Origin of the sequence: Marinilabilia sp. (genome assembly GCF_016278715.1) — a bacterium.
Taxonomy (GTDB): Bacteria; Bacteroidota; Bacteroidia; order Bacteroidales; family Marinilabiliaceae; genus Marinilabilia.
Map to the genome: position 1 here is coordinate 1 of NZ_JADQBH010000178.1, position 11,775 is coordinate 11,775.

The following is an 11,775-nucleotide window of genomic DNA, read 5'->3' on the forward strand; positions in this document are numbered from 1 at the left end:
CGACGCTCTTCCGATCTATCCAGATGAATCCGCACTTTATCTTTAATGCGCTTACTTCATTGCAAAATTATATTTTGAGTGACCACAAAGGGGAAGCTTCTGAATATTTAAGTGATATTGCGTTTCTTATCCGCAAAATGATAGGGTATTCTGATGTGGAACTGATTTCTTTGACAGAAGAAAAAGAGGTGCTTAACAAGTATCTGAAAGTTCAGTGTCGTCGTTACTATCAGACTATTGATTGTGGTGTCAGTTCTGAAATAATTTCTGATTCTTGCAATCTGAAAGTTCCGCCTATGCTATCGCGGCCTCTGATAGATGATTTTTTTGCCAAAGGGAAAAGCAAAGACTGTTGTTGTCCGGGTATTACTGTTCTGTACGAACAGAAAGAGAACGAGTTGGAAGTGACTATTGAGAATAAAGGGGTGGTTGTTCCTGACAGCCAATCAAGGGCTACTTATGCCGTGATTGAAGAGCGAATTACTTCTTTACGCAAGGAATTTGGGCTGCGGCATAGGCAAATGGAACGGGTGGACATTATTAACGACGGCGAAATAATAGGCACCAGACTCAGATATTGGTTGCCGCTGATAAATGTTGAATAGTGCTATTTTCGGCCAAAATCGGCAGGTATTTCTCCCCAGGCCTTTGTATCCCACTTTAAAATAGATTGCGACCAGGAATTTTGTTTCAGCCAATTCTCAGCTCTTTCAATCAGTTTGAAAAGTGGTTCTGTGTTGCTGTTTCGTTCCAGCTTGGTAGCACATTTCTTCTTTTTAATCCATCCCAGGGCAGTAATTGAGTCAGTATAAATGGGGATATTCAGATTTTTTCGTTTCAGTTCGGCCAGCCCGTGAACAATAGCCAGAAATTCGCCGATGTTGTTGGTGCCAAGTGGAAATTTGCCATGAAACCATTGCTTGCCGGAATCTACAAAAACGCCCTGATACTCCATGGGACCTGGGTTTCCGCTGCATGCAGCATCCACAGCAAGGCTGCGCAGGATGGGGTGGTAATCGGGATTTTCAGTGCCCCGGGTCGAAACTTTCGTATTTTTCTTTTTGTTGCTGGTGCTGATGATATCTGACCAGGGCGTTTCAAAGGCTTTTTGAGCCTCATCAAGTGTTTTGTAGGATTTGTATTTGGCAGCAGGATAACCTTTGATTCTACGCTGACACTCTGCCCAATTATCGACAATTCCTGTCTGATGACCCACCCAAATCACATAGAATTTCTTCTGTGGCATGATAACTTTGTTTTATCCTGCAATATTAGCCACATTATTTGAGAATAGCTTAATTGCCATGGCCAACAGGATAATTCCAAAGAATTTTTTCAATACATAAATGCCACCCTGGCCGATGAGCCGTTCAATGCGGTTGGTGATTTTTAAAACTGTATAGACCACCACGATATTCAGGAATAAAGCCAGAATGATATTGATGGTGGCGTATTCGGCACGCAGGGCCAGAAGGGTTGTAAAAGAACCGGCTCCGGCTATCAGTGGGAACGCAATGGGCACCAGTGATGCTCCACTGGGCGAATCGTGCCTGAAAATGGTAACCCCCAGTATCATCTCTATGGCAATTAAAAACAGCACAAATGAGCCTGCAATGGCAAAAGAGGAAATATCAACACCAAATAAACCCAGAAGCGCTTTCCCCACAAATAGAAAGACAATGAGAATGGCAAAGGATACGACGGAAGCCTGGGTTGCTTTAATTTTATTGCCTTTATTTCGAAGGTCAATTATGATTGGAATGGAACCCAGGATATCAATTACAGCAAAGAGAACAATGAATGCGGAAATAATTTCCAGAAAGTTGAGACCCATGACTATTGTTTTTTTGTTCTTAATTGGTTGCTAAATGCGGCTTTTTGGATGAGTGTTGAACTCATCACCATTGGGACAAATGTAGGAATTATTTTGTCCTGCTAGGAATGTCAAAAATCATGGAAACAGAGGTGCAAATTATTTTATATGATATTCATCTCTTTCAGCAAATGAGGTGATTGACCCATTTTGTCTATCAGAAATAAGATGTAACGAATGTCAACATTTATGCATCGCTGAAATTTCTCGGAATAAGAGAGGTCGGATGCCATGCCTTCCAGATTGCCGTCGAAAGCGAGTCCAACCAATTGTCCCCCGGCATTAAGTACCGGACTTCCACTGTTACCTCCCGAAATATCGTTGTTGGTAATAAAACACAGAGTTGTTTCCTGCTCACTGGCATACCAGTTTCGCCCATCAGTTTCAAATAGTTCTTTGAAATTAATGGCGGACTGATATTCCGGTTTTTGGGATCGGATTTTACCGAAAATTCCTTTTTGGGAGGTGAACGGTTGGTAGTAGATACCATCGCGTGGCGAATACCCTTTAACCGTGCCATACGATAAACGCATAGAACTGTTGGCATCGGGATAAAAATTCCTTTCCGGATCTTTCATCTTCAAAAGCTTGAAATATCGGTGCATGGAAAAATCTATTTGCCGGTCTATTCTGATGAACATCGAATAAACAGGGCCAAATTCCTGAAGTACTCTGAGATAAAAGTCAAAAGCCGGATCCGTCAGGAAATTCATCAGCTGAGGGTTGTTCATCAACTCTTCGAACCTGGTGCGGGAGGAGAAGTATGACCGGGTGTAGATGGCATCGGCTAGTTGCTCAAAGTTATTAAACGTGCCCAGTAGGGTAGAATCATTTATTCGGATGCTGTCAGGTGCATTTGTCCGGTAATAGTTCATCAGACTCAGGAAAACTTCCCGGTCAAGGGTTGGAGAGAAATTATCATAATGATGGTCGGCTTTCTCTTTCATTTGTTTTATCAGGTCATCTTTTTTTTCTGCTGATGAAGTTTCTTCGTTGATGAGTGAAAAAAGTTCAAAAGTCTTCAATACAAACTGGCCCGTTTCTGTTCCCGAAAGAATGGTTTCAAAGGTGAGAAAGGAGGTGTGTGTCAGATTCCCGCGCATCTGGTAAAGCGTTTCCATGGATGAAAGCAAGGAGGCGTAGTTTTCCTCAGTTTTTGGGGATTGCATAATCCATTGTTGGATGGTATCTTCCAGTCTTCTTCTTTCTTCAATTAAATTCAGTTTGCTGATGCTTTTGTTCTGCCCCGAAGTGTACTGAGAGAAGTTCATTAGGGAGGCATATTTCTCCGAATACATTATTTCTGTTTGGCGTGAACGGGGCATTTGTTCTTCCCATATTTTTTGTTTGAAGCCACTGATTTCTGTTATCAAAGGATTGATGATTTTGTACGTTTCGCTAATGCCTTCAGCAGTAATGTATCGTTGTGTGTTTCCTGGATAACCAAGGGTGAGTGCGAAATCATTTTCTTCAACCCCGTTGGTTGATATTTCGAGACTTTTTTTGGGCGTGTAAGGGATATTTTCGGGGTGGTAATCTGCCGATTCGCCTTCGGGGGAGCAATAGATTCGATAGAGCGCAAAGTCGGCTGAGTGCCTCGGCCATTTCCAGTTATCTTTTTCTCCGCCAAACTGAGCTATATCTTCGGGCGGGGCTGCAACCAGTCTGACGTCCCGATATGTTTTTGTCACAATGAGAAAAAAACGGTTTCTGAAACTAAAATCTTTAATTTCTGCTTCATGTGAGGGGGCCAGCGAAAGGGTATCCAATATGAGTCCGGAAAGACTGTCAATTTTCATTTCCAGTTCCATCCGGGTGCTTGCGTTTTTTAAAACCGGGCTGAAAATGGTGGTCAGGTCTTGTACATCGACCAGCAGGGTCGCCGTTTTTCCGGGATTGGGGATTTCTTCCCCGGAGCTTTGCGCCCAGAATCCGTTTTTCAGCCGGTCGGTCTCTACCGAACTGTGTTTTTGAATGTCGCCGTTTGCACAGTGATGATTGGTGAGTATCAAACCTTTTTTGCTGATAAAACTTCCGGTACAGCTGCCATCGTCCAGTGAGACAATTGCATCTTTTAGTGAGGGGCGGGATGTACTATAGATTTCTTCGGAGGATAACTCAAATCCCATTTCCTGCATCTTGTCAAGTTGCGATTGGGGCAGAAACCAAGGCAGCCACATTCCTTCATCCGCATTTGCCGGAAGTGTGAAAAAACAAAAAAGAATAATCAGAGCCCAGATGTGCTTTCTCATAAACAGCAACAACTTAAATGATTTTTTGTGGTTGCGAATCTACAACAGATGGTGGGAAATAATGGGTTTTATAAAGCAATTTTAAGAAATTTTAGCTTGACTGGAGGGGGTGGTTCGGGTTGATTATTGAAAACCACTTGAAAATCCTGGTCATAAAGATCCGCAATGTGGGTTGCTCTTGATAATAATATATTCAGGGTTTGCTGAAAAACAATTAAAGTTAACAATCTCATTCAAAGTGCAAGGTTTTTCAAGTAAATCTTTCAAAAAGGTTGCATCTGTGGTGATTAATAGTCAAAATATCACTGTTCAAAAGGTTATTTTTAGGTTAAACGATTTTTCCTATTTAAAAAGCGCGGTGGCCTGTCCGTTTTCCGGGCCGGCGGATAGCGGGAAGACAAAATGGGCGACTTTCAAGGCCTTGCGCAATGGCCGGAAATTTTGGCTTTCGCGGGCGGATAGGTTAAAACGGACTAGATTTTTTTGTTTCTTTTTGGAGCAATGCCAAAAAGAAAATCTGTAAAGAAATTAAAAATTGGTCTGCTGACTTTTTCAGCAGCCCCTATTTTGGACAGGTTTGATCCGATCCCAGATTATCCGGGAACAAAAAAAGGCCGGTCTAAAAAAAACCGGCCTTTTTGATGTTTTGTATTTAAAACAGATTACAACTACTCAACAATGGTCATTTCATCGATGAGATTGGTTGCTCCCGCATACTTGTCGATGATGAAAAGTACATAACGGATATCCACGTTGATACATTTTTGAAGTTTCTGTTCAAAAGCGATGTCTCCGCTCATGGCTTCCCAGTTGCCATCAAAAGCAAGACCGAAAAGATGTCCTTCACCATTAATAACAGGACTTCCGCTGTTTCCACCGGTAATGTCGTTGTCTGTAGTAAAGTTTACGTACATCCGACCGTCTTTGTTTGCGTAGCGGCCGTAATCTTTTTCTTCGTACAACTTTTTGAGTCTTTCGGAAACGGCAAATTCATAATCGTCGGGCTTCTCTTTTTCCATTACCCCTTCAAGGGTGGTGTAATGCTTGTAAATCACGGCATCACGTGCTTCGTAATCACCGACTTCACCGTAACTCAGGCGCATCGAGAAGTTGGCATCGTCGTAATAGACTTTGTCAGGATTCATGTCCTGTAATCCGGCAATGAAAAGACGATGGTTTTTGGTGATGGTCATGTTAGACTCTCTGGTCTTTTCCCAAAGTGAGAAATATAATTCCAGGGTTGATTGGCCAGCCTGGTAGGCGGGATCTTTTTGAAGCGTTTTCAACTTTGGATTCTCCAGGAAGCCGTTGAAATCCTCGCTGCTGACAAACAGTGATTTTTTGAAAAGTTTACCGGCAAAGTCTTCAAAGCCATCTTCTTTTTCAGTTTTGATGTCCCCGAAAAATGAAGGGTAAAAACTGGCGTCAATTTCATCGTAATACAAGTTGAGAAGAGCCGCCATTACCTTTTGGTCGGTGGCTGCATGATAGTCTTTGTAGAATTCTTTTCCCATTTCTTTTAAAGCTTCCACAGCAGCCGAAATTTGTTCCTCGTCTTCTTCTTCCAGAGCGGTCTCAAGGTCTCGGGCTGAGAGGGAAAAGGCTAATATCTCCGTTCCGCGAAGCATACACTCACGAACAAAATTCTGAGCCAGATAGAACGGGGCACGCTCGCTGTAGGCTGTTTCGAGTTCCGTCAGCACCTCTCCGTATTTTGCTTTACGGTCGGCATCTTCATTTACCCAATTTTCGAATTGCTCTTCCAGTTCCTGTTTTTTGGCAATTACATTGAGGTTTTTCAGTCCGCGGTTCATGCCAATACTGTTTTTCCAGTAATTGGAGCTTCGTGAGTATTTAGAAGCATATTGCAACCTGATTTTCTCGCTGCTGTTCATGGCTTTCTGCCAGATCTCCTGCTTTACACCACGCGGATTAATCAACGAGTAGTTGAATATATTCATACGCTCATCGATACCCCATGAAGTAAGGTAACGCTCAGTACTACCGGGGAATCCCAGTGTCATAGCGAAATCGTCTTTTTCATATCCTTTTAGAGAGATGGGCAAGTGATGCGCCGGCTTCAGCGGCTTGTTTTCGGGTGAATACTCAGCAGGATTTCCTTCTGCATCGGCATAAACACGAAACATTGAAAAGTCGCCGGTGTGACGGGGCCACATCCAGTTGTCGGTGTCGTGACCGAATTTTCCGATGGATGACGGGGGAGCGCCAACAAAACGTACATCGTTGAAAACTTCGTAAACAATCAGATAAAACTGATTTCCGCCGTAAAAGTCGCGAACCAGCGCACGGTAATGTGTGTCGCCCTTTACGCTGTCGGCAATTTGGGTGGAAATGCTGTCCACAACAGCCATGCGTTCCTCTTCTGTCATTTCTTCAGTCAGTCCGGCTTCAATTTTTTCGGTAACATCTTCCATTCGTTTCATGAAAGTGACCGATAAGCCGGGAGCGGGAATCTCCTCTTCGAGACTCTTTGCCCAGAAACCGTCCTCCAGGTAGTTGTCTTCTACCGAGCTTAACTCCTGGATGGTTCCATAGCCGCAATGGTGATTGGTCAGGATTAACCCCTGGTCGGAGATGAGTTCTCCGGTACACCCGCCACCAAAAATAACGATGGCATCTTTCAGGCTGGACTGATTGACAGAGTAAATTTCTTCTGCAGAGAGCTTCAGTCCTTTCTCCTGCATTTTTTCGATATTCAGTTTTTTAATCAGTGGCAACAGCCACATTCCTTCATCAGCTTTTAGTGTGCCTGCAAATCCAATTACAAGGGCCACCAATACCGCGGTTATTTTTTTCATTTTCGCGTTTTTTTGGTTTTTCAACCGCGCTTTAGGTATGTGCGGTTGCTATAATTACGGTTTATTTATTTTTAATTGCCTGTAAAGATAATAATCTCTGTTCAAATAGTTGGGGTGGATGCTGAATTGCTTTGGTGAGGATACAAAAAAACCACTGTCCCGTCGGGGGAACAGTGGTTGGAATGTTTTTTTTGCCTGAATGTTAGAAATAAACCGAGATGCCTCCGCTTAAAACAATTCCATCAGAGTCATAATCTTCAATATTGTATTTAGTATAGGCTAACCCCATGTCAATGGAAATGTGCTGGTTTAGAAAGAATGCTGAACCCCCTCCAAGTGCAAATCCGTTTACATCATATTTTTCATCTTCATATCCATTGTCATATTTTTGATTACCAAAAACATATTCTCCCTGTAAATAAGGTTTTATCTTTGATGTTCCAAAATAATAACGAATAACCGGACCAAGTAAAAACAAAGAATTGTTTTCATAATCCTCATAATTAAGCATTATTCCAATTCCAAAATTATCAGCTACGAATGTTCCAATAGTAGGACGGATTTTGAATTCCGTTTGACTGTCACCACCATCTGGAGATATTGAACTGAAAGATAGATCAGAACTTCCTCCTAACATGATTTGTCCTTTAGCGGTTGGTGAAGAGAATCCTTTGTTTTCAGTTTTCCAGGAAGATGGTACTTCTTCAGTTTTTTCTTTGGCCATTTTTTCAATGTCTGACATTTCATAGACAAAGACACTTCCATCTGCTGTTTCAATTTTTATCTGTTTGTTGGGAACTTGCTCGATTATCATTCCTTTAATTACACTTCCATTCTTTAAGTGTACTACATCTCTATAGTTGGCTTGGGAAAAGACTGTAAGTGCTATGGTTAAAAATAAGATTGTAAAAAAATACTTTTTCATAACGATTTGATTTTATGTTTGACAGATGTGAAAAACGAAGTAATGAAAAAAATAAAAGATTTAAACAAATTGGACCAATCAATTTTTTTTTGAGTTAGTTTGGAGATAGTTGAACATAGTAATAGATTATTTGTGAATTAATCAGGTTAGATTCTTCACTGGGTTCAGAATGACAAAAAACACGAAACCCATGACTTTTTGGACAGCCTCTTGGATTTTGTTCTGGAAGGTTTAGAAATACACAGAAATTCCTCCGTTTAGTGCAATGCCTTTAGCGGTCATCTCAATGTCAATGTTCGGATCGATATTGTCAGATTCCGGTTCGGCTAAGGCATTTGAATACCCCATTCCCAGGTCAAGGGACAGGTTTTGGTTCAGGAAAAATGCGATTCCGGCACCCAATACCCATCCATTCATCTTCATTTTAAAATCCTCGGAGTTACTCCCTTCTTTTTGCTCAGATTTGGATGTGCCAAACATATATTCTCCAAAAATATAAGGTTTGATGTTGGAGGAGCCGAAATAATAGACCATACTTGGACCTATCATAAAAGAGGATTCTTTCTCTTCCGAATCTTCGTATTCATACTTTGATGTTTCGTAATCCATGGATATTCCTAAAGCCAGACCGTCATATATAAAATATGCAACTGAAGATTTGAAGTTAAACCCACTTTCGTCATATTCCTCACTAATGGACTCTGTATCTCCGAAGAAATCGTCGTAGGATATTTTCTGTTCGTTTAAAAAAGAAGAATAGGATAATTCTGATGAGCCAGAAATTATTATTTTTCCCATGGAGGTTGGCGCTGAATAATCTGCGGCTCTGGTTGACTTTTGCTGAGTTAAACTAAATCCTTCCTCTTTTGACATCTTGTCTATTTCCGCCATTGCATAAACGAAGATGCTTCCGTCAGCAGTGACAATTTTAATATGCTTGTCGGGGATTATTTCCGTAACAGTTCCTTTAATAATACTTCCGTTTTTGAGATGGACAACATCCCGATAGTTGTTTTGGGAAAAGGTTGTAAGAGCAAATGCGACAAAAACCAGTGTAACAAATAGTTTTTTCATGGTGAAATTGGTTTAGGGTTTTTTAAGTATAAACAAAGTTAATAAAAACGTCTTGTTTTTTTAGAATAATTCAATAGAATATTCTACAACTCAAAATCCGGGGTTAATTCACTTAACTATAATCAGGGTCACAGGTTAAGGAATGAAATCCTTTTTTTAATGATTATGATATTATTAATTATCACTATTGATGTGAGAACCTAAAACTTCGGGATACTTTTCGATAGGGGAATGAGATTAGCGCCATGCTTCAGTATGGCGATATATGTAACGCGCACCCCTGTTTTTAGCCCGCTTTAGCAGGCTCCCATAATCTGCTGTCTGTGGGGTTGTTCAAGGAAGCCGGCTTGAAGCTGGCTACAGTAATCCCTTGTGTTTATATTTTGCCACCCGGCTAAACCCGGGTGCTATTCTCATGGGACTCCTTTCTTTCGCCGCTGTCTGTATTCCAGATCAATGACATTAGGTTTTTTCAATATTGAAGGAAATTTCCCGGTTCCAAACGAGGGGCCGATCATTGTTATAGATTTGAAAATAGAGAGCTCTTTGAAATTGTTTTCTTGTGTTATAATGATACGCATTCAAAGACTCTCTTTAGATATAAAAATACAAACTGGGATATAATCTCCAAAAATTTAATGGTCTAAAGAGGTTGAATTTATCTACAGTTATTATCTGTTTATCACTAAAAAGACCACTTTATCCTAAAACAACTTGAAGTTTATAGATCGACACAGTATATTGCCGGGTAGTTATCGAATAAATATTGAATTGTAAATTTAACTAAAACTCAAGGCCATGAAGAGATTTTTGTTATTTGCAGTTGCTTTGTTTTTTGCAACTGTTGTTTCTGCTCAGTTTAAAGTGGGTGGTGGTTTAACATTAGGAACCAAAGCGGGAGGTTATGATGATGATGGTGATGAAAAATTGGGGATAGGGTTGAATATCAGGGGTGACTATGCGTTCGATGAGAGCTGGTCAATTGCTCCGGGTTTTACCTATTTCTTTGCATCAGCGCCTTCAGATGCTGATATTACCTACTGGCAGTTGAATGCTGATGCTCACTACCAATTTCAGGCAGAAGGGGACATCGGTATTTATGCGTTGGGAGGATTAAACTATAGTTATGCCAAGATTGACTGGGGAGGCAATGAATTATGGGATGGTGGTTCTTCAGATGATAGTGAGATTGGGCTCAACCTTGGTATAGGGGCCAATATGCAGCAATTCTACGGAGAGTTAAAATATGACACTGCTTTTGAGCAAGTAGCGATATCCTTTGGAGTTCTTTTCTAAACAATATTGTTAAAATCTGTAAGTTGCCGGCTTTCTTAAGAAGGCCGGCTTTTTTAGTGACTTTTACTTCTCATTGACATTCAAAAGCGCATTGGTGATTTCAGTGTTAAACTCCAGAATGTTTTTTCGGTTTTTTTCTATGGCCAGCAGTTCTGCTCTGTGCTGACCTCCCGAATGAAATTTCTGAAGGAGGGTTACCCCAACCACATAACCTGTAAAGTAGTAACCCGAATAAACCTGCCAGGCTCCAAAGCTCAGGGCAGAAGCATTTAAAAGAAAACTAACTCCTCCTTCGAATACTTTTCCGGTATAAACCTGGCCCAGTCCTGGAAGTAACGACAAATGCCGGGCCTTTTCGGGGTCTTTATACTTTGGAGTATCGTCGTATCTCCCTATTGCTTTTGTGTATAATGCTGATTGTTCTTCAGGGACATGTTTCTGCAATTCCACCAGGGTTTTTTCGGCTTCATCGAACTGAAAAATCTGGTTGTGGCAAAGAGCTTTGAGGGTTAGCAGACTTTGAATAGCCTGATGTTTTTCGGGAAGCATAATGGTGCAATTTTCAATTGTATTCAGGGCGCTTTGATAATCTTCCGTCATGTATTGCGCCAGCGCCAGTTCGTATGCTTTCAGGGTAAAAAGAGAATCTTTCGGGTTGCGGATTACGCCTATACGGGTCAGTTCGGCTTGCACCTCTTCGTATCGGCCCGTGGATTTATGAACCATGGCCTTCCTGAAAATGGCTTTTTGCCTGACTTTCTGGTCTGAGGTAGTGAAAACAATCCGTTCCAGCTCCACCAGGCTGCCGGTGTAGTTTCGGGCAGTCAGCAAACTGTCGGCATTGTTCCAATAAACGCTTTTTTCGACTTGTGCGTTAGTCAAAAATGTTGCGCAAAGGAATATGAAGATTAAAAAGAATCTGTCTGTTAATGAGTTCATTGTTCTCGTCGTTTGCAATTTTTGCTGAAAATGTGGCACCATAAATATTCCCGATATAGAAGACGGTAAATACAGACCCAAAAAAGATGGTCTCAAATTTTTCGGGGCCCCTTTTGTTATAGTTCTCCAAAGCAACCACTGCCAGTCCGGAGGTCATGAGCATTGCTGCAATTCCCTGTCCCGTTTTACCGGCATAAATCTGTCCTGAGCCGGGGATGATACCCGAAAGAATCCCTGCCAAAACGGGTGATTTAGGTCTTTTGTCTTCTATTGAGGTGGCAATGTTGTTAAGAAAAGCCACCTCTTTGGCAAAACCGTAATAATCCTGGGGCAGTTGATTGGCCATTGTCCGGTATGCTCCCACTTCCCGGTTGAGAAGTTGTATTCCGGATTGGAGGAAAAGGGAAAAATGCTCCTCCGTTTCGTTGCTTTTCTGAAAATGGTTCAGCATATCAACTGCCTGGTGGTATTTTCCAATGTGGATGAGATTATAGGTTCCAAAAAGTTGCGATTTGGGATAGAATTCCGATTCGGGGCTGACCTGTTTTAAGGTTTCACTTGACGCCAATAGCTGCTTCAGATTGTATTTAGCCCATC

Annotated in this window: 10 protein-coding genes; 2 read left to right on the plus strand and 8 right to left on the minus strand. The window is 41.4% G+C overall.

Translation table 11 applies throughout. The annotated features are described in order from the left end of the window. The coding region (locus tag QZZ43_RS11345) for a histidine kinase (protein WP_291859212.1) at window positions 1-605 on the plus strand (605 nt) is incomplete at its 5' end. Window positions 606-607: 2 nt separating this feature from the next. Here the strand turns inward: QZZ43_RS11345 and QZZ43_RS11350 are convergent. The 6 genes from QZZ43_RS11350 to QZZ43_RS11375 form a co-directional block, all read right to left on the minus strand. After that, the gene (locus tag QZZ43_RS11350; protein WP_291859215.1) at window positions 608-1,246 is read right to left on the minus strand and encodes a ribonuclease H family protein; all 639 of its coding nucleotides are present in this window, start codon (window positions 1,244-1,246) and stop codon (window positions 608-610) included. A 12-nt stretch (window positions 1,247-1,258) separates the two neighbouring features. Beyond that, on the minus strand, window positions 1,259-1,834 hold the full coding sequence (locus QZZ43_RS11355; protein WP_291859218.1) for a MarC family protein: 576 nt from the start codon (window positions 1,832-1,834) through the stop codon (window positions 1,259-1,261). Window positions 1,835-1,977: 143 nt separating this feature from the next. After that, window positions 1,978-4,125, minus strand: coding sequence for a S46 family peptidase (locus QZZ43_RS11360; RefSeq protein WP_291859221.1), 2,148 nt, complete (start codon window positions 4,123-4,125; stop codon window positions 1,978-1,980). A 668-nt stretch (window positions 4,126-4,793) separates the two neighbouring features. Beyond that, on the minus strand, window positions 4,794-6,944 hold the full coding sequence (locus QZZ43_RS11365) for a S46 family peptidase (RefSeq protein ID WP_291859224.1): 2,151 nt from the start codon (window positions 6,942-6,944) through the stop codon (window positions 4,794-4,796). Window positions 6,945-7,146: 202 nt separating this feature from the next. Further along, window positions 7,147-7,869 carry an outer membrane beta-barrel protein gene (locus tag QZZ43_RS11370; RefSeq protein ID WP_291859227.1) on the minus strand — a complete coding sequence of 241 codons (723 nt, stop codon included), beginning with the start codon at window positions 7,867-7,869 and terminating at the stop codon, window positions 7,147-7,149. Window positions 7,870-8,100: 231 nt separating this feature from the next. After that, window positions 8,101-8,943, minus strand: a complete 843-nt coding sequence (locus QZZ43_RS11375) for an outer membrane beta-barrel protein (RefSeq protein WP_291859230.1) — start codon at window positions 8,941-8,943, stop codon at window positions 8,101-8,103. A 798-nt stretch (window positions 8,944-9,741) separates the two neighbouring features. Here QZZ43_RS11375 and QZZ43_RS11380 point away from each other — a divergent pair. Further along, the gene (locus tag QZZ43_RS11380) at window positions 9,742-10,239 is read left to right on the plus strand and encodes an outer membrane beta-barrel protein (RefSeq protein ID WP_291859233.1); all 498 of its coding nucleotides are present in this window, start codon (window positions 9,742-9,744) and stop codon (window positions 10,237-10,239) included. 63 nt (window positions 10,240-10,302) lie between these two features. Here the strand turns inward: QZZ43_RS11380 and QZZ43_RS11385 are convergent, their stop codons facing one another. Together QZZ43_RS11385 and QZZ43_RS11390 are read right to left on the minus strand one after the other, a co-directional pair. Next, window positions 10,303-11,121: a hypothetical protein gene (locus QZZ43_RS11385; RefSeq protein WP_291859236.1), complete on the minus strand. Its 819-nt coding sequence runs from the start codon at window positions 11,119-11,121 to the stop codon at window positions 10,303-10,305. Further along, the coding region (locus tag QZZ43_RS11390) for a hypothetical protein (RefSeq protein WP_291859239.1) at window positions 11,114-11,775 on the minus strand (662 nt) is incomplete at its 5' end. The genes QZZ43_RS11390 and QZZ43_RS11385, both read right to left, overlap by 8 nt.